At 63.9% G+C, this 21,739-nt stretch carries 26 protein-coding genes; 13 read left to right on the top strand and 13 right to left on the bottom strand.

Going from position 1 to position 21,739, the window contains the following annotated elements; all coding sequences use genetic code 11:
- Nucleotides 1-3 precede the first annotated feature (3 nt).
- Nucleotides 4-996: an asparaginase gene (locus KHO53_RS07520; RefSeq protein WP_036997019.1), complete on the bottom strand. Its 993-nt coding sequence runs from the start codon at nt 994-996 to the stop codon at nt 4-6.
- Between the two features lie 81 nt (nt 997-1,077).
- Nucleotides 1,078-2,520: an alanine/glycine:cation symporter family protein gene (locus tag KHO53_RS07515; RefSeq protein WP_036997017.1), complete on the bottom strand. Its 1,443-nt coding sequence runs from the start codon at nt 2,518-2,520 to the stop codon at nt 1,078-1,080.
- Nucleotides 2,521-2,695: 175 nt separating this feature from the next.
- On the opposite strand from KHO53_RS07515, the gene KHO53_RS07510 reads away from it, so the two are divergent.
- Nucleotides 2,696-3,514 (top strand): helix-turn-helix domain-containing protein, encoded by an 819-nt coding sequence (locus tag KHO53_RS07510; RefSeq protein ID WP_010222823.1) that lies wholly within the window; start codon nt 2,696-2,698, stop codon nt 3,512-3,514.
- Nucleotides 3,515-3,520: 6 nt separating this feature from the next.
- Here KHO53_RS07510 and KHO53_RS07505 read toward each other — a convergent pair whose 3' ends face one another.
- The 3 genes from KHO53_RS07505 to KHO53_RS07495 are packed head-to-tail and all read right to left on the bottom strand — an operon-like array spanning nt 3,521 to nt 6,225.
- Nucleotides 3,521-4,360, bottom strand: coding sequence for an alpha/beta hydrolase (locus KHO53_RS07505; RefSeq protein ID WP_010222824.1), 840 nt, complete (start codon nt 4,358-4,360; stop codon nt 3,521-3,523).
- Between the two features lie 9 nt (nt 4,361-4,369).
- Entirely contained in the window at nt 4,370-5,164 is a 795-nt protein-coding gene (locus tag KHO53_RS07500; protein ID WP_010222825.1) for a TSUP family transporter, read from the bottom strand.
- 17 nt (nt 5,165-5,181) lie between these two features.
- The gene (locus KHO53_RS07495; RefSeq protein ID WP_213570154.1) at nt 5,182-6,225 is read right to left on the bottom strand and encodes a TauD/TfdA family dioxygenase; all 1,044 of its coding nucleotides are present in this window, start codon (nt 6,223-6,225) and stop codon (nt 5,182-5,184) included.
- Nucleotides 6,226-6,520: 295 nt separating this feature from the next.
- On the opposite strand from KHO53_RS07495, the gene KHO53_RS07490 reads away from it, so the two are divergent.
- Both KHO53_RS07490 and KHO53_RS07485 read left to right on the top strand, forming a co-directional pair.
- Nucleotides 6,521-7,405, top strand: coding sequence for a sugar nucleotide-binding protein (locus tag KHO53_RS07490; protein ID WP_010222827.1), 885 nt, complete (start codon nt 6,521-6,523; stop codon nt 7,403-7,405).
- Entirely contained in the window at nt 7,398-8,327 is a 930-nt protein-coding gene (locus KHO53_RS07485) for an NAD-dependent epimerase/dehydratase family protein (protein WP_213570153.1), read from the top strand. Before KHO53_RS07490 ends, KHO53_RS07485 begins: the two co-directional genes overlap by 8 nt.
- 78 nt (nt 8,328-8,405) lie before the next feature.
- On the opposite strand, the gene KHO53_RS07480 is transcribed toward KHO53_RS07485, so the two are convergent.
- The 5 genes from KHO53_RS07480 to KHO53_RS07460 form a co-directional block, all read right to left on the bottom strand.
- On the bottom strand, nt 8,406-9,089 hold the full coding sequence (locus KHO53_RS07480) for an OmpW/AlkL family protein (RefSeq protein ID WP_010222829.1): 684 nt from the start codon (nt 9,087-9,089) through the stop codon (nt 8,406-8,408).
- Between the two features lie 110 nt (nt 9,090-9,199).
- Complete coding sequence (locus tag KHO53_RS07475) at nt 9,200-9,715, bottom strand: DUF3299 domain-containing protein (protein ID WP_036997008.1); 516 nt, start codon at nt 9,713-9,715, stop codon at nt 9,200-9,202.
- A gap of 8 nt (nt 9,716-9,723) precedes the next feature.
- Nucleotides 9,724-10,989 carry an ABC transporter permease gene (locus KHO53_RS07470; RefSeq protein ID WP_159389224.1) on the bottom strand — a complete coding sequence of 422 codons (1,266 nt, stop codon included), beginning with the start codon at nt 10,987-10,989 and terminating at the stop codon, nt 9,724-9,726.
- Nucleotides 10,989-11,708, bottom strand: coding sequence for an ABC transporter ATP-binding protein (locus tag KHO53_RS07465; protein WP_010222832.1), 720 nt, complete (start codon nt 11,706-11,708; stop codon nt 10,989-10,991). The genes KHO53_RS07470 and KHO53_RS07465 overlap by 1 nt, the downstream gene beginning before the upstream one ends.
- Before the next feature lie 46 nt (nt 11,709-11,754).
- A complete protein-coding gene (locus KHO53_RS07460; protein WP_100782792.1) occupies nt 11,755-12,333 on the bottom strand; it encodes a DUF2796 domain-containing protein in 579 nt (192 codons plus the stop codon).
- A gap of 132 nt (nt 12,334-12,465) precedes the next feature.
- On the opposite strand from KHO53_RS07460, the gene KHO53_RS07455 reads away from it, so the two are divergent.
- Nucleotides 12,466-12,810, top strand: coding sequence for a hypothetical protein (locus tag KHO53_RS07455; protein ID WP_010222834.1), 345 nt, complete (start codon nt 12,466-12,468; stop codon nt 12,808-12,810).
- 66 nt (nt 12,811-12,876) lie between these two features.
- Here the strand turns inward: KHO53_RS07455 and trxA are convergent, their stop codons facing one another.
- The 3 genes from trxA to KHO53_RS07440 are packed head-to-tail and all read right to left on the bottom strand — an operon-like array spanning nt 12,877 to nt 14,877.
- On the bottom strand, nt 12,877-13,749 hold the full coding sequence (gene trxA / locus KHO53_RS07450) for a thioredoxin (protein WP_036997004.1): 873 nt from the start codon (nt 13,747-13,749) through the stop codon (nt 12,877-12,879).
- A gap of 31 nt (nt 13,750-13,780) precedes the next feature.
- Nucleotides 13,781-14,431, bottom strand: coding sequence for a class I SAM-dependent methyltransferase (locus KHO53_RS07445; RefSeq protein WP_213570152.1), 651 nt, complete (start codon nt 14,429-14,431; stop codon nt 13,781-13,783).
- A complete protein-coding gene (locus KHO53_RS07440; protein ID WP_026001297.1) occupies nt 14,431-14,877 on the bottom strand; it encodes a hypothetical protein in 447 nt (148 codons plus the stop codon). The genes KHO53_RS07445 and KHO53_RS07440 overlap by 1 nt, the downstream gene beginning before the upstream one ends.
- 107 nt (nt 14,878-14,984) lie before the next feature.
- Here KHO53_RS07440 and nrdR point away from each other — a divergent pair, with 107 nt between their 5' ends.
- From nrdR to KHO53_RS07395, 9 genes are all read left to right on the top strand, one after another.
- Nucleotides 14,985-15,449, top strand: coding sequence for a transcriptional regulator NrdR (gene nrdR, locus KHO53_RS07435; RefSeq protein ID WP_010222838.1), 465 nt, complete (start codon nt 14,985-14,987; stop codon nt 15,447-15,449).
- Nucleotides 15,450-15,451: 2 nt separating this feature from the next.
- Nucleotides 15,452-16,582 carry a bifunctional diaminohydroxyphosphoribosylaminopyrimidine deaminase/5-amino-6-(5-phosphoribosylamino)uracil reductase RibD gene (ribD, locus tag KHO53_RS07430; protein WP_213570151.1) on the top strand — a complete coding sequence of 377 codons (1,131 nt, stop codon included), beginning with the start codon at nt 15,452-15,454 and terminating at the stop codon, nt 16,580-16,582.
- Between the two features lie 45 nt (nt 16,583-16,627).
- Entirely contained in the window at nt 16,628-17,293 is a 666-nt protein-coding gene (locus tag KHO53_RS07425) for a riboflavin synthase (RefSeq protein ID WP_010222840.1), read from the top strand.
- 18 nt (nt 17,294-17,311) lie between these two features.
- A complete protein-coding gene (gene ribBA / locus KHO53_RS07420) occupies nt 17,312-18,406 on the top strand; it encodes a bifunctional 3,4-dihydroxy-2-butanone-4-phosphate synthase/GTP cyclohydrolase II (RefSeq protein ID WP_010222841.1) in 1,095 nt (364 codons plus the stop codon).
- An 89-nt stretch (nt 18,407-18,495) separates the two neighbouring features.
- Nucleotides 18,496-18,972 (top strand): 6,7-dimethyl-8-ribityllumazine synthase, encoded by a 477-nt coding sequence (gene ribH / locus KHO53_RS07415; RefSeq protein WP_010222842.1) that lies wholly within the window; start codon nt 18,496-18,498, stop codon nt 18,970-18,972.
- Complete coding sequence (gene nusB, locus KHO53_RS07410) at nt 18,969-19,469, top strand: transcription antitermination factor NusB (protein ID WP_010222843.1); 501 nt, start codon at nt 18,969-18,971, stop codon at nt 19,467-19,469. The genes ribH and nusB overlap by 4 nt, the downstream gene beginning before the upstream one ends.
- 18 nt (nt 19,470-19,487) lie before the next feature.
- A complete protein-coding gene (gene thiL / locus KHO53_RS07405) occupies nt 19,488-20,453 on the top strand; it encodes a thiamine-phosphate kinase (RefSeq protein WP_213570150.1) in 966 nt (321 codons plus the stop codon).
- A complete protein-coding gene (locus KHO53_RS07400) occupies nt 20,450-20,953 on the top strand; it encodes a phosphatidylglycerophosphatase A family protein (RefSeq protein ID WP_036996998.1) in 504 nt (167 codons plus the stop codon). The genes thiL and KHO53_RS07400 overlap by 4 nt, the downstream gene beginning before the upstream one ends.
- A 12-nt stretch (nt 20,954-20,965) precedes the next feature.
- Nucleotides 20,966-21,718 (top strand): substrate-binding periplasmic protein, encoded by a 753-nt coding sequence (locus KHO53_RS07395; RefSeq protein ID WP_010222847.1) that lies wholly within the window; start codon nt 20,966-20,968, stop codon nt 21,716-21,718.
- Nucleotides 21,719-21,739 lie beyond the last annotated feature (21 nt).

Below are 21,739 nucleotides of genomic sequence, written 5' to 3'. Positions count from 1 at the left end.
TTTCTACTGCGCGCGTTCGCCGCACAGGTCCAGGGCGAACCAGTGCTCCGCCGCCTGCACATCCAGCCCGGCACCGAGCAAGGCGAACATCTTGCCCAGCGCAGCTTCGCGGGTCATGCCGCCGGCACTGACCAGGCCGGTATCGCGCAAGCGGCTGCCGGCCGCATAGGTATCGAAGTGCACCGCGCCTTCCGGGCACTGGCTGATCGCTGCAATCAATACTCCAGCTTGGCGAGCGTCGTGTAACGCATCGAGCAGGTCCTGATCGTCCGACGGCCCGGTGCCGCTGCCATAGCATTCCAGCAGCAGGCCCTGGACGCCGCTGGCCAGCAGGCTGCGCAGATGACCGACCTGCAGCCCCGGGAACACCGGCAACACCATCAGGTTTACCGGTTGGCGCACCTGACGGTAGTCCAGGCAGGCCGGGATCGACTCGGCACGTTGCCCATTGCGCTCACGCGCCAGCGCGGCGAAGGCATCGAACGCTTCGCTGCGCAGCTTCGAGGTCCGCGCGCCATGCAGCAGCTGGCCGTGGAAATACAGCTGCACGCCGTCCTCGATACCGGTCGCCATCAACCGCAGGGCGCCGCAGAGGTTGTCCCAGGCATCGCTGTCGGGGGCGCCGGCCGGCAACATCGAGCCGGTCAACAGCACCGGTGCCGGCAGGCCGAGCAACAAGAACGACAGCGCCGCTGCGGTGTAGGCCAGGGTGTCGGTGCCGTGCAGCAACAGGATGCCGTCATGCCCATCGCGCTCGACCGCGTCGACAATCGCCTCACGCATCGCCAGCCAGTTGCCTTGTTGCATGTTGGCGCTGTCGATCAACGGCCGTAGTTCGCGTAGGCGCCAGTTCAGCATTGGTGCGTCGGCCAGTTGCTGCAAGTGCTCTCGCATGCGCGCGTCGAAGCCACCGGCTGGCGCCAGGCCTTGCGGGGTTTGCAGCATGCCGATGGTGCCGCCGGTGTACAGGACTAGAAGGTTCTTGACTGCACGCATGAGAAATTTCCGGGCAGGTGAGAGAAAAGCGGGGGAGGGAGAAGCCGCCCACGAACGGGGCGGCTTTTTCTGCAGTATGGATCAGCGCTGGGTCTGAGCCTGACCGACAGCCACTTCAGCCTCGGCTTCAGCAACCGGCTTGACCGGCCAGGCTTGCGGGTCCAGGTCGAGGTCGGAAAACTTCGACGCATCGAACACCGGCTGGGCGATACCGGCGCGGCGCTGTTCGTCGTAGTCGCGCATCACGCGCAGGCCGACCTTGAACAGCAGGGCCAGGGCCACCAGGTTGACGAACGCCAGGCAGGTCATGGTGATGTCGGCAAAGGCGAACACGGTCGACAGGTTTTGCACCGAGCCCCAGAGGATCAGCAGCAGTACCAGGCCGCGGTAGGCCAGCAGCACCAGGCGATTGCGGGTGAAGAACTGCAGGCTGGTTTCACCCAGGTAGTAGTTGTAGAGGATGCAGGTGAAGACGAACAACGACAGGGCCACGCTGACGAAGATCCGCCCCCAGTCACCGACCACTGCGGCCAGGGAGTTCTGGGTCAGGGCGATGCCGTCACCTTCGAAGCCTGGGGTGTAGAAGCCCGAGAGCAGGATCAGCAGCGCGGTGCAGGTGCAGATCACGAAGGTATCGAGGAACACCGAGAAGGCCTGAACTACGCCCTGGGCCGCCGGGTGGCGTACCGCCGCGACGGCGGCGACGTTGGGGGCACTGCCAAGGCCGGCTTCGTTGGCGAACACGCCACGCTTCACACCCATGACAATGGCGCTGCCGAGCAGGCCGGCAAACGCCGGATCAAGGCCGAACGCGCTCTTGATGATGGTCTCGAGCATGGCCGGTACGTGTTCGATCTGGGTGAAGATCACGTACAGGGTGACGCCGATGTAAGCCAGGGTCTTGACCGGTACCAGCAGATCGGACACCGAGGCAATACGCTTGATGCCACCGATGAACACCAGGCCGAGCAGAGCGGCCAGGGCGATACCGGTGTACTGCGGCTCGAAGCCGAAAGCGTTCTGCAGCGAGTGGGTCACGGTGTAGGACTGCAGGCCGTTGAAGGTGAAGCCATAGGTCACCAGCAGCAGGATTGCGAACACCACCGCCATCCAGCGCAGCTTCAGGCCGTGCTGGATGTAGTAGGCCGGGCCGCCACGGTACAGGCCATCACCGTCGCTACGCTTGTAAACCTGGGCCAGGGTGCACTCGAAAAAGCTGCTGGACATGCCCACCAGTGCGGTGACCCACATCCAGAACACCGCACCCGGGCCGCCCAGGGTAACCGCAATGCCGACACCAGCGATGTTGCCGGCACCGACACGGCCTGCCAGGCTCAGCATCAGCGCCTGGAACGAGCTCAGTTGGCCTGCCTGGCCGCGAAGGGATTCCTTGAAGACGCTGAACATGTGGCCGAAATGGCGGAACTGGACGAAACGGGAGCGCAGGGTGAAATAGCTGCCGAGTCCGACGATAAGCACGATGAGGAGTTTCCCCGAGAGGAAATCGTTGAGCGCTTCGAGCATGTAATACCTCGATTCTTATTCTTCGCATGAAAGACGACAGGCCGGCGTCGATGCGCCGTATCCATGGGGGCGCATGGTTGGTCATGACAAGGTTGGTTACAATTTCGCGGGTTGCTCTCAGTTGATGCGACTTGATGCTAAACTGGCGCCTGTCGCATCACCTGGAACGGCTCACATGAGCGAATATCTCGGCACCAATCTCAAGCTTGCCTGCAGCCACTACCGCTCTATCTCGGAAGTTTGCCGGCAGCTGTCGATCAACCGCGCGCAGTTCAACAAGTACCTGAGCGGGCAGAGCCAGCCGACGGCATACAACCTCAAGCGCATCGGCGATTTTTTCGGTGTCGAGGATTACGAGCTGGGTTTGCCACCGGAACAGTTCGCCCGCCTGATCGGTGCCCGCAGCGCCATCAACCTTGTGCAAAGCCAGGATGACCCACTGGTCGAACTGCTGCGGCCGTTGCGCGAACATGCCGGCAACCTGTCGCGCTACTGCGGTTACTACTTCGAATACTCCAACTGCATGTCGGTACCGGGCTCGATCCTGCTGTCGCTGGTGCACCTGCGTGAGGAGCGCGGCAGCTTTTTGTTCGAGCGCCAGGAACGTCAGGAGCGCTCCAGCAGCACCGATGTGCAGGCCGAAGACTGGGTGCGTTGCCGCTACCTGGGTGCGGCGTTCCAGCTGCAGGACCGCCTGTTTTTGCTCGACTACGAATCGCTGACCGTCAACGAGATGAGCCAGACCATCCTGATCCCCAGCTTCAAGAGCCGCATCACCCGCCTCAACGGCCTCAAGACCGGGGTTTCCAGCGGTGACCGACGCACCCCGGCCTGCACCCGGGTGGTGTGGGAGTACCTGGGCCCCGAGATCAACCGCATCAGCGCTTACCGCCAGGTCAAGCTGTACCGCCCGGACGACCCGCGGATCGACGACGATGTACGCGAGCGCCTGAGCGCCGGGCCGATCCGCAACGGCCTGTTCGAGATCGAGTAACCGCGCTCAGCCGAGAATGAATTCCGCCACCACCTGCGCCACCTGATCGGCCACGGCCGGCTTGTCACGCAGGTGCGCGGCGATGCCGTGATCGCAGTCGGTCAGCAGCAGGCACTCAAGGTGCGGCGCCGGCACTGCGCGCAGCAGGGCCTGGGTGACTTCTTCGGGGATCGGGCTGTAACGCTGGGCGCCGGCCAGCCACAAGGTGCCGGCCGAGGTGCCTTCGCCTTGCCCGTAAGCCCTGGAGTTGAGCCCGTCGAACTCGCCGATCACCAGCAGCACCCGGCCTTGGAACTTGCGCAGGAATTCGTAGCTGTCGCAGTCGAGAAACCCGTAGGGCTGGCGGATCGCCTCGGTGAAGGCCGGGCCGAAGGGCGCCTGGTGGGCGGCATCCGGGTAAACCGCCGGGCAGATCAGCACCAGCTTGTCGATGGCCGGTGTTTGCGCGGCCAGTTTCAGCGCGATGGCGCCGCCGAGGCTGTGGCCGAGCAGGGTCTGGCAATGCTCGGCGATATGCCGGTGAAAGCGCTGCGCCTCCTCCAGGTTGGTGGTCAGCGACGGCTGTGGCGCGCCGGGCTCGGCCGCCAGGCTGTGGCCTGAGAGGTTGCCGGTCAGCGAGCCGATACCCTGCTGTTGCAAGCGATACAGCAGCGGGTTGAGGCGGGTGAAATCAGAGCGCGCGCCACCGATCACGAACAGTGGCGCGGCGCGCTCCTGATCGGGTATCAGCAGCCGCGCCTGTTGCTGGAAGCCGTCGAAGGTTTCGCTGATGAAGCGCTCGGCAGCCGGCGCGGGTTCATCGTATTGCCAGGTGGAGCGTTGCGTCGAAATCGTTTCAAGGTGCATGGACACCGCCTAGAGGAACTGATGATGCAGCCATTCGCCAAGTGGGTTGCCGGTGCTGAGCAACAGCTTGAGAGCCATGATGCAGCATACGCAGACCAGCAGCGGCTTGATCAGTTTAGGACCGAAATGCACCGCGCAGCGAGCCCCCAGTTGCGCGCCGACGAAGGCCGCGCAGGCCATCGCCAGGGCCAGGGGCCAGACGATGGCCCCGCTGAGCGAAAACACCGACAGCGCGCCGAGGTTGCAGGCGGCATTGAGCAGCTTGCTGTTGCATACCGCACGTAGCATCGGCTGGCCAAGCAGGATCACGCAGGCAACCATGAAAAACGAACCCACCCCCGGGCCGAACACCCCGTCGTAGAAGCCGATCACAGGCGCCACCGCCAGGCAGAACAGGCTGATCGAAATCCTCGCCTTGCGCTGCTGCTCGTCCGGCTTGGGGCTGAAGGCAAAGTAGGCGGCCACCAGGATCAGCAACACCGGTACGCAGGCCTGTAGGAAGCTCTTGGGCACCAGGCTGACCGACAACGCCCCCAGGGCGCCGCCGGCAAACGACATGGCGGCCATCGGCAGGCCGCGCTTCCAGTCGATCATGCCCTTGCGGGCGAAGGCAACCGTGGCCGAGACCGTGGCCGATGCGGCCTGGAACTTGTTGGTGGCGATCGCCGCCAGCGGGTCGATGCCGGCAACGAACAGCACCGGCAGGGTGATCAGGCCGCCACCGCCGGCGATGGCGTCGAAAAAGCCGGCCATCAGCGCCACCGACGCCAGGGTCAGCAACAGGGTGATATCAATTTCCATCATCTGGGTGGTTTCCTTGTTCAGCCACGCACCAGCAGCGGGTCGTCATTGAGCACTACCGGGCTCGCGAAGCGCGAGTACCCGAACAGGCGCACCAGCAGGCGCCGGTTGTCCTGGAGAATGTCGCGCCCGTGCAGGGCGCGGTTGTTGTTGACCAGCAATGCGGTGTCGGGCTGGAGCACGAACGGCAAGGGCTGGGCGTCCCTGACCAGGGCCTGGAAGGCGTCGAATGCGCGGGCGGCAGCGTCGCTGGCGTGATCGTTGAGCGAGAAACGATACGAGTTGTAGCGCAGGCTGAAACCGCCATTGGGATCGAATTGCAGCATGGTAGTGGCCTTGCCGGCATCGCCTTGGCCGGCCACGAAGCAGTCGCTGCGGGTGAAGTCGAAGGACGCCGAAGTCAGCGCCAGTGCATGCAGGCTGCCCAATTGTTCGAGGATGCCGCGCAGCGGGATGATCCGGGTCGGTTCGTTGGCCGGGTTCCAGCGGGCGGAGAGGATCAGCGCCGAGGGGGCGGGCGAGCGGCCTTCACGGGCGACAACCGAGCAGTTGTAGGGGGCTTCGGTGTGCGGCCCCAGGCGCAGTCCGGCGTGAGAGCTGAGTTCGATCCGGGTGTTGTGCTCCTCGCCGGGCCGGGGCACGCTGCCGCCACCTTTGAAGTTACCGACCAGGCGTACGATCTGGCCCTCGTTATCGATATCGAAGGCAAAAGCACGGAAGCTCGCCAGCGCCAGCAGCAACTGGTTACGCGAGGCCAGGTACAGGCAGCGTTCGCTCTGGGCCAGGGTGGCCAGTTGCGGCAGGTGTTCGGGCACAGGGTCGCTCCCCGGGCAGGTCATCTGCGAACACATCAGGGCTGACAGCTGGCCATCGGCAAAGCGTTGCAGAACAGCTTTCTGGCTGGCATCGAGGATAGGCTGCAGGCGCTGCGCCCACTGGCGGGCCTGGCTGGCGACGCCGGGTGCCTGAGGGCCGCCGAGGTCTGCGAGATACTGGCTGGCAGCAGCCAGCGTGCGGGCCTGGTCCTGATCGAATTTCAGGTACGCGACTTCCGAATCCTGCATGGGAAACATTCCTTTGTTATTGGTTTTATCTGGCAATCCGTGCCGGCCGGGTGTCAGGCTGAGCGTCTGGCCTCCGGCGAACGAATAAGCTAACTATCCTCCTGGTTAATCCATTCAGGGCAGTCAGCTAATTCCGGGCGCAGTATAGGCAGTTTCCGGATTTGTGTAAGTGCAGAATATTCTTCAGCCTTGACGCAATGCCGCGCGAGCTGCGCACCCCTGTGTTGGACTTCCCCTGCCGGAAACCGCAAAATGAAGGCTTTCTTCCAATAATCTGATCGGACCTGCTGACTCTATGCGAATGCGCCTGATGCTGTTGGGTGGTGGAAGTGCCCTCGGGCAAGCGCTGATTCGACTCGGGGCCGAGGAAGATATCGGCTTTCTGGCGCCACGCCCGCCGGACAGCGGCTGGGATCCGGCCAGCCTGACCCAGCTGCTCGACGATACCCGCCCCGATGCGCTGATCAACCTGGCCTACTATTTCGACTGGTTCCAGGCCGAAGCGGTCAGCGAGCAGCGCCTGGCCCAGCAGGAGCGCGCCGTCGAGCGCCTGTCCGAACTGTGTCAGCACCACAACATCATTCTTGTCCAGCCGTCCAGCTACCGGGTCTTCGATGGCTCGCGGGCCACCGCCTACAGCGAGAAGGACGAACCGGTGCCGTTGGGCCTGCGTGGCCAGGCCCTGTGGCGCATCGAGCAGAGCGTGCGCGCCACCTGCCCGCAACATGTGCTGTTGCGCTTTGGCTGGGTCCTTGATGAGAGCATTGATGGTGTGCTCGGGCGCTTTCTGACCCGCGCCGAGCAACCGCAGGAGTTGTTGCTGGCCGATGACCGGCGTGGCAACCCGACACCGGTGGATGACGCCGCGCGGGTCATCCTTTCAGTGCTCAAGCAGCTCGATTGCGCCGCACCCTTGTGGGGTACCTATCACTACGCCGGCAACGAGGCGACCACGCCGCTGGCGCTGGGACAGGCTATCCTCACTGAAGCTGCCCAGTTGCATACGCTGGCGGTCCAGGCACCGACTGCGCAGGCCCACGCCGCGCGCCCGGACGCCAGTGAAGAACCGCAGCATGCCGTGCTGGCCTGCAAGAAAATTCTCCATACCTTTGGCATCAAGCCTCGCGCCTGGCGCGCCGGTTTGCCGCCCTTACTGGATCGTTTCTATCGTCATGGCTGATGCCCCTATTCTGATCACCGGCGGTGCCGGCTTCATTGGTTCCCACCTCAGCGATGCGCTGCTGGAAAAAGGCTATGCGGTGCGCATCCTCGACGACCTGTCGACCGGCAAGCGCAGCAACCTGCAGATGGACAACCCACGTCTGCAACTGGTCGAAGGCGATGTCGCCGATGCCGAACTGGTCAAACGCGCTGCGGCCGGTTGCCAGGCTGTCGTGCACCTGGCCGCTGTCGCCTCGGTGCAGGCCTCGGTGGATGACCCGGTGAAAACCCACCAGAGCAACTTCATCGGCACCCTCAATGTTTGCGAGGCCATGCGCCTGAACGGCATCAAGCGCGTGCTGTTTGCCTCCAGCGCCGCGGTCTACGGCAACAACGGCGAGGGTCAGTCAATCGATGAAGACACCGTCAAGGCGCCGTTGACGCCTTATGCCGTGGACAAGCTGGCCAGTGAGCAGTACCTGGACTTCTACCGTCGCCAGCATGGTCTGGAACCGGTGGTGTTCCGTTTCTTCAATATCTTCGGCCCACGCCAGGATCCGTCCTCGCCATATTCCGGGGTCATCAGCATTTTCTGCGAGCGTGCCTTGAACGGTACGCCGATAACCTTGTTTGGCGATGGCGAGCAGACCCGCGACTTTCTTTATGTCGGCGATCTGGTCACGGTAATGGTCCAGGCACTGGAGATGGCAGCAGTCGCAGAGGGGGCGGTGAACATTGGCCTGAATCAGGCAACTTCATTGAACCAGTTGCTGGCGGCGCTGAAGTCGGTGCTCGGTGATCTGCCAGCGATCAGCTACGGGCCGGCGCGTTCGGGTGACATTCGCCATTCGCGGGCGAACAATCAGCGCTTGCTGATGCGCTTTGACGTTCCCGAGCCGACGCCATTGGTGGTCGGGCTGGCGCGTCTGCTAGGACGCTGAAAAGCATCGCGGGGCAAGCCCGCTCCTACCTGTCTTTGTAGGAGCGGGCTTGCCCCGCGATGTGCGTTTAGACGACGCTTAGAACTTGTAACCCACGCCAACCATGTAGACCCATGGATCGACATCCACGTCGACCTTGGTCTTGCCGACGCCCAGGGCGCTTGGGCCGTCGATGGTGGCCTTGGTGTCGATGTCGATGTACCAGACCGCGGCGTTGATCAGGAAGTTGTCGTTGATCATGTAGTCCATGCCCAACTGACCCGCCAGGCCGACCGAATCTTTCAACTTCATGTTGCTGAAGCCTTGAGCCTTGCGGTTGCTGCTCAGGTCTTCGTCAAAGAACATGGTGTAGTTCAGACCGATACCGGCATAAGGCTGGAACTTCGACGAAGCTTCCATCGGGTAGTACTGCAGCGACAGGGTCGGTGGCAGTTGCTTGATGTCGCCCAGCTTGCCGTCCAGGCCAGCGCCCAGGCCCTTGACGCCAACGGTGTGCTGGAACGGGGTGGCGGCCAGCAGCTCGAGGCCGATGTGGTCGGTCAGCATGTAGGCGAAGGCCAGGCCCAGCTGGGTGTCGCTGTCCAGGGTTGCCTTGGTGCCGGACATCTTGGTGCCGTCTAGCTTGATGTCGCCGCTGTTTTCGTTGGGAGCGGTGGTGATCGCGCCGGCACGCAGGATGAAGTCGCCAGCCTGGTGGGCGTGGGCAACAGGGGCTGCAAGCGCCAGAGCAACGAGCGAGGCGCCAAGCAAGGACTTGTTCATGGAAGCTCCCAAAGGACGTTTAGAATTTAATGAGTCCAATGGTAAGGAGCTGACGGACGGCGATTTTTGATTCAGCTCAATGAAATCGCTAAAGCCCTGCAAGCGGCCATTTATTCTAGCTCGTATGCGTAAATTTTCTCGGCTTCCATCTGATACCCGGCATCGGCCAGCTCACTGCTGGTGGCCTTGACCTGCATCTGGCCTTCGATCCAGTAAGGCTGGTAGAGGTCTTCGACCTTCACCCCGATCTCGCTGAAGATGTGAACGATCTGGTTCGATGGCGGTGGCGGCACATGGATGCAGGCGCCGTAGTAGGGCACCAGCAGGAACTCGGTGGTGCGGCCTGCCTCGCTGACTTCCAGCGGCACGATATAGCCCGGCAGTTTTACCTGTTGGCCATCCAGGGCCTTGACCACCGGGGCATTCGGTGCGGTTTGCCGCGCTGCTGGCGCCGCTTCCGCGGCCAGGGCATCGCTCAACTGCGAGAGGTCGTGCAGCGGCGCCAACTGCGGCTGGATCACCGGCGCCCCGGCCGGGATCAGTTGCTGCCATTCCAGGGTACGGGGTTCGGCCGCCCATGAAGGGGCGGCGATCAACAGCAGTGACAGCAGCAGGGCGCGGGTCATCGAAGTGCTCACAGGTGAATGGACAGGCCGTCGGCCAGTGACTGACGATAGGCGCGCCAGGCCGGCACGCTGCCCATCAGCAGGGCGGCGCCAAGAATGATGCCGAGCAGGGCCCACTCGTGGGCGCTGGGCCAGGCCAGGGGCAGCAACAGGCCGTAGTTGGCTTGCACGTAGCCCTGAGCCAGGGCGATGCCGGCGTACAGCAAGCCCAGCCCGGCGACGATACCCGCCAGCGCCAGGGCCAGCGCTTCGAGCACCAGCAGCCCGGCAATGTGCCAGGGGCGGGCGCCCACCGAGCGCAGGATGGCCATTTCCCGGCGCCGCTCATTGAGGCTGGTGAGGATCGCCGTGAGCATGCCGATCAGGCCAGTCAGCACCACAAACAGCGAGACCACGAACAGCGCCTGCTCGGCAGTCCCCATCAGGCTCCAGAGCTCTTGCAGGGCTACGCCCGGAAGGATCGCCAGCAGCGGTTCGCCGCGGTAGTCGTTGATTTCCCGTTGCAGGCTGAAGGTGGCCACCTTGTTGTTCAGGCCCAGCATAAAGGCGGTGATGGCTGCGGGCTTGAGGTCCATGTTGCGTGCCTGCTCGGCGCTGATACGCCCGGCACCACGGGCCGGCATGCCGTTGTGCCAGTCGATGTGGATGGCTTGCATGCCGCCCAGGCTGATGTGCAGGGTACGGTCGACCGGGGTGCCGGTGCGTTGCAGCACGCCGACCACGGTGAAGGGCTTGTCGTCGTGCTTGACCAGGCTGATGGCCGCCACACCATGGGCCAGCACCAGCTTGTCGCCAAGTTTGTAGTGCAGGGCGTCGGCCACTTCAGCACCCAGCACCACCTCGAACGGATCACTGGCAAAGGCTCGGCCTTCGGCCAGTTGCAGGTTCTGCTTGCGGCCGTACTGGTAGTGCTCGAAGTAGCGCGCGTCGGTCCCCATTACCCGGTAGCCGCGGTGCGAATCGCCCAGGGAGATGGGGATGGCCCACTTCACCCGTTTGTCGCTGGCGTAGTGCTCGAAGCTTTCCCAGCGGATGTTGTTGGTGGCGTTGCCGATGCGAAACACCGAGTACAGCAGCAGGTTCACCGAACCTGAACGGGCGCCGACGATCAGGTCGGTGCCGCTGATGGTGCTGGCAAAACTGGCGCGGGCTTCGGTGCGCACCCGCTCGACCGCCAGCAGCAGGCAGACTGACAGGGCGATGGCGAAGGCGGTCAAAAACGCGGTGAAGCGGCGGTTGGCCAGGCTGGCCAGGGCAAGGCGGAGCAGGTACATCAGGCCTCCAGGTCGTTGCCCGGCTGCGCCGCGCGGTTGAGTTCGGCAAGGGACAACTGACGGTCGAACAATGGCGCCAGGCTCTGGTCGTGGCTGACGAACAGCAGGCTGGAGCCGGCCGCACGGCACTCGGCGAACAGCAGGCGGATGAAGGCTTCACGGGTGTCGGCATCGAGGGCCGACGTCGGCTCGTCAGCGATCACCAGTTCCGGCTGGCCGATCAATGCCCGGGCGGCGGCGACACGCTGCTGCTGGCCGATCGACAGGCTGTCGGCACGGCGCGCGAGCAGCGCCGGGTCCTTCAAGCCCAGATGCGCGAGCAGGCTGGCGGCGGCCTGGTCGATGCTGCCGTGGCGCTCGGCGGCGCGTTGCGCGCGGCTGCGCGAGAAGCGACAGGGCAGTTCGACGTTCTCCCGTACCGAGAGGAACGGCAGCAGGTTGAACTGCTGGAAAATGTAGCCGGTGTGATCGACCCGGAAGCGGTCGCGGGCGGCCAGCTTCAATTCGCTCAAGTCCTGGCCGAGCAGGCGGATGCTGCCGCGATCGGGCTTTTGCACGCCACCGAGCAGGCCGAGCAGGGTAGTCTTGCCGCTGCCGCTGGGGCCTTTGAGAAACAGCGATTCGCCAGCGTCCAGGCGCAGGGCGGGAATATCCAGCAAGGGGGCTTGGCCCGGCCAGGCAAAGCCCAGGTCGGTCAGTTCAATCAGTGCCTGGCTCATAAATGAACGCCCGGGTTACCCCGGGCGTTTCGCTGCAAAAGGGCTATCAGAAGTTGATCGTGGCCTTGGCCGGGGTCGCTTCGACTCCTTGCTGGCCGTTCGGTCCGATCAGTTGTAGCGCAATTTTCTGGGTGGCAGGGAAGGCCTTGAACAACGGGCTCAGGTCGAGGCTCTTGAGCTCGCCAGGATTGTCGCAGGCCAGCCGGTAATGGGCATGGATTTCACTGTGATCATGGCCTTCGTGCTCGTCACCATCGTCATCGGCTGCCGGTTTGTCGCCGAACAGCGGGCTTTCCAGCGCCTGATCACTTTCGCTGCAGTTGGCCGCCTTGGCCAGGCCGAACAGGGCCAATGGTTTTTCCAATTGTGTGCGCACACTCGCGACCTTGGCCTTGTCGGCGACGCTGGTGGCCGGGTGCTCAAAACCCACCAGGTTCATCGCCGGGCTGTCCAGCTCCAGCTCCAGGGTCCTGTCGTCCAGTACCACATTCAGGCGGGCGACGCCGTGCTCATGGGCGGCGAGGCTGCCATGGGCGTGGTCATGATCATGGTCGTGATCGTCGTGGGCATGAGCGACGGCCAGGGGCAACAAGGCAAACGGCAAGGCAAGCAACAGACGACGCATGGATGGACTCCGCGGAGGCACTGGATGGGTTTGGTAATGTTATAACAACTTGTTCGGCGCGCGCCAGTGTGCTTGGCGATGAGGCGTTGGCGTGGGAGCATGGGCCCATTGATTGCGTACAAGGACAACCCCATGCGAATTCGCGGACACATCGGCGACTGGCCGGTAGACCTGACCCTGGAGCTGGACCCGGCGGAATGGGCGCAACTGGGCGGTCAGTTGGCTGCTGTGGCGCCAGCGCCAGCGCTGGCTACCGCTCCCGTGGCAGCGGCGCGGCCGGATGATGCGCTATGGCAGGCGGCGCGCGAGGTGCTGCGCAAGGCCGGGCAGCTCAACGGGCCGGAGTTGCTTGAACATCTGGAAGGGTTGGCGGGCAATACTGCGGCGGGCAAGCGGCTGCTGGTGCGCCTGCGCCACAGTGCCGAGGTGAAGGTGGAAAGCGGGGCGGACGCGCCGGTTTATCACTGGCTGGGGTGACAAGGGTATCGCGGGGCAAGCCCGCTCCTACAAAATCAGTAGGAGCGGGCTTGCCCCGTGATCAATTCAATACAAGGCAGCAAACAACTTGCGGCGGTAGGTGCCGACCAGCGGATGGTCATTACCCAGCAGGTCGAACACCTGCAGCAAGGTCTTGTGCGGCAGCCCGCTGTCATAGCCACGGTTGCGCTTGAACAGCTTGAGCAAGCCTTCCAGCGCCGCCTCGTACTGCTGGCGCGACAACTGCTGGATGCACAACTGGTACGCGGCTTCATCATCTTCGCCATTCTGCGCCAGGCGCGCTTTCAGGTCGGCGACTTCCGGCAGGTTGGCGGCCAGGCCCAGGAAGGTCAGCTGCGCCTTGGCGCCGGCGAGGGCGGCCTTGTGCTCATCGCTCTTGACCGAGTCGAGCACGATCTGCGCCTCACCCAGCTCGCCCCGTTCAGCCAGGCAGCGGGCGTAGAGGATCAGCGCGCCGGCATTGCTGTTGTCTTCAGTGAGCAGTGCCTTGAGGGTGCTCTCGGCTTCGCTGAAGCGCCCTTCGGCAAACAGTGCCTGGGCCTGTTCCAGCGGGTCGGCGGCAGCGGGTGGCGGCAGTTTTACGTGGGGTTCGAGCAGGGCGCGAATCGCCGACTCCGGTTGGGCGCCGGCAAAGCCGTCCACCGGCTGGCCATCCTTGAACAGCACCACGGTCGGCAGGCTGCGGATACCGAAGCGGGCGACGATGTCCTGCTCGATATCGCAGTTGACCTTGGCCAGCAGCAGTTCGCCCTGGTAGCTCTCGGTGATCTGCGCCAGCAGCGGCATCAGCGCCTTGCACGGTGCGCACCACTCGGCCCAGAAGTCGACCAGCACCGGTTTGTGGAAAGAGTTCTGGAGCACCGACTGATCGAAATCGGCGGCAGTGGCGTCGAAAATGTACGGGGTAGCAGGGTTCATCGCGACTCTCGAAAATCCGTGAATGGCATCACTATAAAGGCTGGCGGCTGGCGTGGTACAGGCTGACCCGGCGGAATTCGTGGGGCTCGGCCAGGTCCGGCAGGGTCAGGGCATCGAGCACACCCAGCGACTGGTACAGCGGATGGCTGAAGTCCCGTACCCGTGAGTCGGCCACCAGGGCCTGCTGGCCACGGCTGAGGAATTCATCCAGCAGCGGCAGGTTGGCGCGGTCGTAGAGCACGTCGGCGACCAGGATCAGGTCAAAACGGTCGGCTTCCTGGAAGAAGTCGCTGGAATAGCTCAGTTCCACTTCGTTGAGCGCGGCATTGGCCCGGCAGGCCTGCAGCGCCAGTGGGTCGAGATCGCAGGCGACCACTTCACGCGCGCCGGCCTTGGCTGCGGCAATGCCGGAGCCTGCGCCAAAGTCCAGTACCCGCTTACCCTCGACCCAGTGCCGATGCTGGTCCAGATAGCGCGCCATGGCCAGGCCGCTGGCCCAGCAGAAGCTCCAGTACGGCGGCTCGTGGAGGATGCGCCGGGTTTCTTCGGCGCTGAAGGCGCGGTCCATGTTCTGGGCATCGATCAACCACAACTTGAGCGCGCACTCGGGCAGTTCACTGACCACCAGTTGCGCGTCACCCAGCAGTTCACTCAAGGCCTGTTGCAGCGGCGCCGGTGCCATCATGGCGCCTTTTCGAAGCGCAACGGGCCGGTGGCCTGGGTTTGGGCCTGGGCGATACGCAGCGGCGGCAGGTGCAGAATCAGTTGCCCGGATTTGCTCGCGCGGCCACGCAGTTCGACCCGCGCACCGGCCGGGAAGGCCTCGGGGTTGAAGCGCAGGCGAAACGGCAGGTCCAGGCCATTGCCGCTGAGCGTGCTGCTGGCCAGCAGGCCTTGCGGGCGCCCCCGTTCATCGATCACCAGCAGGGCCAGTTCGACTTCGGCGCCCACCGGAATATTGAGCAAGGTCCCGCTCAGCTCGCGCTGATAGGCCGGCAAAGGCCCGAGCTCTTTGGCCGGTTTGCTTGCTACAGGGGCTTTGGGCGCCGCTGCAGGCTGGGGTTTATCGCTGCTGCACGCGGCCAGCACGGCGGCAAAACTGAGCACGACAAGCGCTCTTAATGGCATGGGGAATTCCTTCGCGGCATATTTCCTCACTGGATGGTAACCCCTTTGGCTTGTCTTGCCAGTGGGATGCGCTACCATGGCCCTCCCTTTTTTTGTTGCCTGCCACCATGCACTGTCCCTTCTGCGGTGCCAACGACACCAAGGTCATCGACTCGCGACTGGTTGCCGAGGGCGAGCAAGTGCGCCGTCGGCGCGAATGCGTTGCCTGCGGTGAGCGCTTCACCACCTTCGAAACCGCCGAACTGGTTCTGCCCCGGCTGATCAAGCAGGACGGCAGCCGCCAGCCCTTCGACGAGGAAAAACTGCGCGCGGGTATGCAGCGCGCCCTGGAAAAACGCCCGGTCAGTGTCGAGCGCCTGGAAGCGGCGCTGGCGCATATCAAGCACAAGTTGCGGGCCACCGGCGAGCGCGAGATCAAGTCGCTGGTCGTCGGCGAACTGGTCATGGCCGAGCTGCAGAAGCTCGATGAGGTCGCCTATATCCGCTTCGCCTCCGTGTACCGGCGTTTCCAGGACCTCAACGAGTTCCGTGAAGAAATCGACCGCCTGGCCCGCGTGCCGGCTAAAGAGTGAGCATGTCCAGCGAACGCGCGGTACTTGATGCGCACTACATGGCCCGGGCCATCGAGTTGGCCCGCAAGGGCCTGTACTCCACCCACCCGAACCCGCGCGTCGGTTGTGTGATCGTCCGTGACGGCCAGGTCGTCGGCGAAGGCTGGCACGTGCGTGCCGGCGAACCCCATGCCGAAGTACACGCGTTGCGCCAGGCCGGCGAGCTGGCCCGTGGCGCTTGTGCGTACGTCACCCTTGAGCCATGCAGCCACCACGGGCGCACGCCGCCCTGTGCCGAGGCGCTGGTCAAGGCCGGCGTGGCGCGGGTGGTGGCGGCCATGCAGGATCCTAATCCGCAGGTTGCCGGCCAAGGCCTCAAGCGCCTGGCTGATGCGGGTATCGAGGTTGCCAGCGGTGTGCTCGAAGCCGAGGCCCGCACCTTGAACCCGGGCTTTCTCAAGCGCATGGAGCACGGCCTGCCGTTCGTGCGGGCCAAGCTTGCGATGAGCCTGGACGGGCGCACGGCCATGGCCAGTGGCGAGAGCCAGTGGATTACCGGCCCGGCGGCGCGCTCGGCGGTGCAGCGCTTGCGTGCGCGCTCAAGCGTGGTGCTGACCAGCGCCGAAAGCGTACTGGCCGACAACGCGCGGATGACCGTGCGCGGTGACGAGCTCGGGCTGGACCCGCAAACCACCGCGCTGGCCCTGGCCCGTGCGCCGCTACGGGTGTTGATCGACGGCCGTTTGCGTGTGCCGCTTGATGCGCCATTTTTTCAAGCCGGGCCGGCCCTGGTGGTAACCGCCGCCGAAGCCGACTCGCGTTATGCCCAGGCCGGCCACGAGCTGCTGCGCCTGCCCGGCAGCGAGGGTCGCGTCGACTTGCCGGCATTGATGCTCGAGCTGGCAGCCCGTGGGGTCAATGAAGTGCTGGTCGAGGCCGGTGCCGGCCTGGTCGGTGCCTTTGCCCGCCAAGGCCTGATCGACGAGTACCAGATTTTTGTCGCCGGGCGCATTCTCGGCTCCAGTGCCCGGCCGTTACTCGACTGGCCACTGGAAACCATGAGCCAGGCGCCCTATTTGCAGATCACCGAAATGCGCGCGGTAGGCGATGACTGGCGAGTCACGGCCGTGCCGAAGCCCGCGCCCGGCGTATAATTTGCGGCTAGCGCCCCGCGCAGCCCTGTTCTCGAGGAGGACTCCATGTTCACCGGCATCATCGAATCGATTGGCAGCATCCGTTCCCTGACCCCCAAGGGTGGTGACGTGCGGGTGTATGTCGAAACCGGCAAGCTCGACCTGGGCGACGTCAAGCTGGGCGACAGCATCGCCGTCAACGGCGTGTGCCTGACCGCGGTCGAGCTGCCTGGCGATGGCTTCTGGGCCGACGTCAGCCGCGAAACCCTCGACTGCACCGCCTTCAACGAGCTCAAAAGCGGCAGCCGGGTCAACCTGGAAAAGGCCCTGACGCCGACCACCCGCCTGGGCGGTCACCTGGTCAGCGGCCATGTCGACGGCGTTGGCGAAGTGGTGTCGCGCAGCGATAACGCCCGCGCCATCCAGTTCCGCATTCGTGCCCCCAAAGAGCTGGCCAAGTACATTGCCCACAAGGGCTCGATCACCGTCGACGGTACCAGCCTGACAGTGAACGTCGTCGATGGCGCCGAGTTCGAGCTGACCATCGTCCCGCACACCCTGGCCGAAACCATCATGGCCGACTACCGTCCAGGTCGTCGGGTGAACCTTGAGGTCGACCTGCTGGCACGTTACCTGGAGCGTCTGCTGCTGGGTGACAAGGCCGCCGAGCCGAGCAAAGGCAGCGGTATCACCGAAAGTTTCCTGGCCGCCAACGGCTACCTGAAATCCTGATTTGAAAGGGGGTGCCCAGTGGCGCTCAACAGTATCGAAGAACTGGTCGAAGACATCCGCCAGGGCAAAATGGTCATCCTCATGGATGACGAAGACCGCGAGAACGAAGGCGACCTGATCATGGCCGCCGAGTGCTGCAAGGCCGAGCACATCAACTTCATGGCCAAGCACGCCCGCGGCCTGATCTGCATGCCAATGTCGCGCGAGCGCTGCGAAACGCTCAAGCTGCCGCTGATGGCGCCGCGCAATGGCTCGGGCTTCGGCACCAAGTTCACCGTGTCGATCGAGGCCGCCACCGGGGTTACCACCGGCATTTCCGCTGCCGACCGCGCACGCACCGTACAGGCGGCCGCCGCCCGTGATGCCAAGGCCGAAGACATCGTCAGCCCTGGCCACATCTTCCCGTTGATGGCCCAGCCGGGCGGAACCCTGGCCCGTGCCGGCCACACCGAAGCTGCCTGCGACCTGGCGCGCATGGCCGGTTTTGAGCCGAGCGGGGTGATCTGCGAGGTGATGAACGACGACGGCACCATGTCCCGTCGCGCCGAACTGGAAACCTTCGCCGCCGAACACAACATCAAGATCGGCACCATCGCCGACCTGATCCACTACCGGATGATCCACGAACGTACCGTTCAGCGGGTTTCCGAGCAGCCGCTGGACAGCGAACTGGGGCATTTCAACCTGGTCACCTACCGTGATTCGGTCGAGGGCGACGTGCACATGGCGCTGACCCTGGGCAACATCTGCGCCGAAGAGCCGACCCTGGTACGGGTGCACAACATGGACCCGCTGCGCGACCTGCTGATGGTCAAGCAACCGGGTCGCTGGAGCCTGCGCGCGGCCATGAGCGCCGTTGCAGACGCTGGCAGCGGTGTGGTGCTGCTGCTCGGTCACCCGCTCGATGGCGACGTGCTGCTGGCGCACATTCGTGAGAGCGCCGATGCTGCATCGCAGGCGAAAACCCCGACCACCTACAGCACCGTTGGTGCCGGTTCGCAGATCCTGCGTGACCTCGGCGTGCGCAAAATGCGCCTGATGAGTTCGCCAATGAAGTTCAATGCGATATCCGGATTCGATCTGGAAGTTGTAGAATACGTGCCCTCCGAATAAAGCAGGCGGTTTGTCGCGCTGCCATTCGTGTCCCAAACCCCCACAGGCCGCCCGTTTGCGGCCTGGCTCTTTAAGATGAGAACTCCGGAATGACCCTGAAGACCATCGAAGGTACCTTCATCGCCCCCAAAGGTCGCTATGCTTTGGTGGTTGGCCGCTTCAACAGCTTCGTCGTCGAAAGCCTGGTGAGCGGTGCCGTTGACGCCCTGGTTCGCCACGGTGTGAACGAAAGCGACATCACCATCATCCGTGCCCCGGGTGCCTTCGAAATTCCGCTGGTGGCACAGAAAGTCGCCCAGCAAAGCGAATATGCCGCGATCATCGCCCTGGGCGCAGTGATCCGTGGCGGTACCCCGCACTTTGAGTATGTCGCGGGCGAATGCACCAAGGGCCTGGCCCAGGTGTCCATGGAGTTCGGCGTGCCGGTCTCCTTCGGTGTCCTGACCGTCGACTCGATCGAACAGGCCATTGAGCGTTCCGGCACCAAGGCCGGCAACAAGGGCGCCGAAGCTGCCCTGTCCGCTCTGGAAATGGTCAGCCTGCTGGCGCAGTTGGAGGCCAAGTGATTAGCGACGAAAGCGATCGTTTCAACCCGCGCGATCCAAAACCTGCGGATGCTGGCAAGCCATCGAAAAGCGCCAAGCGTCGCGAAGCCCGTCAGCTCGCGACTCAGGCCCTGTACCAATGGCACATGGCCAAGCAGTCGCTGAACGAGATCGAAGCGCAGTTCCGGGTCGATAACGATTTCACCGATGTCGACGGCGCCTACTTCCGCGAAATCCTTCACGGGGTTCCTGCGAAAAAAGTCGAAATCGACGAAGCACTGAAGCCGTGCCTGGACCTGGCCCTTGAAGAGCTCGATCCGGTTGAACTGGCGGTGCTGCGCCTGTCCACCTGGGAGTTCATGATGCGCGTCGATGTCCCGTACCGCGTTGTGATCAACGAAGGTGTGGAGCTGGCCAAAGTGTTTGGCGCCACCGACGGCCACAAGTTCGTCAACGGTGTGCTCGACAAGCTGGCACCACGCCTGCGTGAAGCCGAAGTCAAGGCGTTCAAGCGCTGATTGCGGCGCTCTGTGCCAATGGGTGAGTTCGAGCTGATCCGTCATTACTTCGCCGCCGCGTCCTGTGCGCAAGGCGGTGAAGGCGTGGCGCTGGGCATTGGCGATGATTGCGCCTTGCTCAGCGTGCCGCCGGGCGAACAGCTGGCGATCTCCACCGACACGCTGGTGGCCGGGGTGCATTTCCCGGCTGTCTGCGACCCTTTTCTGCTCGGTCAGCGTTCGCTGGCCGTCGCGGCCAGTGACCTGGCGGCCATGGGCGCCACGCCCATCGGTTTTACCCTTGCCCTGACCCTGCCGGAGGTTCGCGCCGACTGGCTGCAAGCCTATGCCCGCGGTTTGAACCAGATGGCTGAAAACTGCCAGCTGAGCCTGATTGGCGGCGATACCACCCGTGGCCCGCTAAGCCTGACCATGACCGTGTTTGGCCGCGTGCCGGCCGGCCAAGCCTTGACCCGCAGCGGTGCGCGGGCAGGTGATCTGCTTTGCGTCGGCGGCGATCTGGGCAATGCCGCAGGCGCCTTGACGCTGGTGCTGGGTGAGCGCTTGGCCGATGCTGCCCAGGCCGAGCCCTTGCTTGGCCATTACTGGTCACCGCAACCGCAACTGGCGTTGGGCCAGGCGTTGCTCGGCAAGGCTACGGCGGCACTGGATATTTCCGACGGCCTGCTCGCCGATTGCGGGCATATCGCCAAGGCATCGCACCTGGCATTGCAGGTCGAGCTGGAGCGGCTGCCGTTGTCGGCTGCCCTGCAGGCTTTGCTCGGCCGCGAAGGCGCGCAACAGGCGGCACTGGCCGGGGGCGATGATTACGTCCTGGCCTTCACCCTGCCCGAAGCCGAACTGGCGCCCCTGCTGGCGGCCGGCTGGCCCATCCATGTGGTCGGGCGCGCCAGTGCCGGCAGCGGCGTGCGCCTGCTCGATGATTGCGGCCAAGACATCACCCCGCAGATCCGGGGCTATCAACATTTTAAGGAGACACCGTGACCGATCACCCCAAACAGGTGCCTGCGGAGTTCGTTCCGCCGTCGGTCTGGCGCAACCCCTGGCACTTCCTGGCCTTCGGCTTCGGTTCCGGGACCTTGCCCAAGGCGCCGGGAACCTGGGGCTCGCTGGTGGCTCTGCCTTTTATCCCGTTGTGGCAGATGCTGCCCGACTGGGGCTACTGGCTGATGCTCGGCCTGACCATGCTGTTCGGCGTCTGGTTGTGTGGCAAGGTCGCCGATGACCTGAAAGTGCACGACCATGAAGGGATCGTCTGGGACGAAATGGTCGGCATGTGGATTACCCTGTGGTTGGTGCCAGAAGGTTGGCTCTGGCTGCTGGCGGGTTTCTTGATGTTCCGTTTCTTCGACATCCTCAAGCCCTGGCCGATTCGCTGGGTTGACCGTCATGTCCATGGCGGGGTCGGGATCATGCTCGACGATGTGCTGGCAGGCGTATTTGCCTGGCTGGGCATGCAGGTCCTGGTATGGAGTTTCACCTGAGGGAGCGGGGCGATGACGGGATGGCGGCTGTTGCTGTTGCTGCTGGTTGTGACAGCGGGTGTGGTCAAGGCGGCAGACGCACCCTTGGCGATGCCTGGCCAGGTCCGTCTGGTCAGTGAGGAGTGGCTCGACTACACCAACGCCGATGGCAGTGGCCTGGCCTGGGACGTGCTGCGCAAGGTGTTCGAACCCGCCGGGGTCAAGGTCCGCACCCAAGGTGCGCCGTACAGCCGCGCGGTAGGCCTGGTCAAACGCGGTGAAGCGGATGCCTGGGTCGGCTCCTATCACGAAGAAAACGCCGACAACCTCTACCCGCGCTGGCATTTCGATATGGATCATATCTATGCCCTGGGCCTGGCCAGCCGTCCGGTCCCCAGCCAGCAGAACCTCGGCCAATACCGTCTGGCCTGGGTGCGCGGCTATGACTACAAGAACTACCTGCCCAATGTCGGCCATTTCCGTGAGATCCAGCGCCGGGAAGGGATCCTGCCGATGCTTGAGCATGATCGTGTCGACTTCTATATCGATGCCCTGACCGAAGTCGACAATGTACTCGGTCAGGCTGCCAAGCCTGAATTGTTCCGCCGCAGCCACCTGGCCGAGCTGCCGCTGTACCTGGCCTTTGGCCGCACCGCCGAGGGCAAGGCATTGCGTGCCTTGTTCGATCAGCGTATGGACAAACTGGTGGCCAGTGGTGAATTACGAGCGATTTTCGCGCACTGGCAACAGCCATATCCATTCGACGGGGCGGGCAAGCGCCACTAGGCGTTATCGAACTTCTCGATC

Source organism: Pseudomonas sp. RC2C2 (genome assembly GCF_018390435.1).
In the GTDB taxonomy this organism is placed as follows: domain Bacteria; phylum Pseudomonadota; class Gammaproteobacteria; order Pseudomonadales; family Pseudomonadaceae; genus Aquipseudomonas; species Aquipseudomonas donghuensis.
Note: the sequence above shows the minus strand (reverse complement) of the source record. Positions and strands in the feature narration are given on the sequence as shown.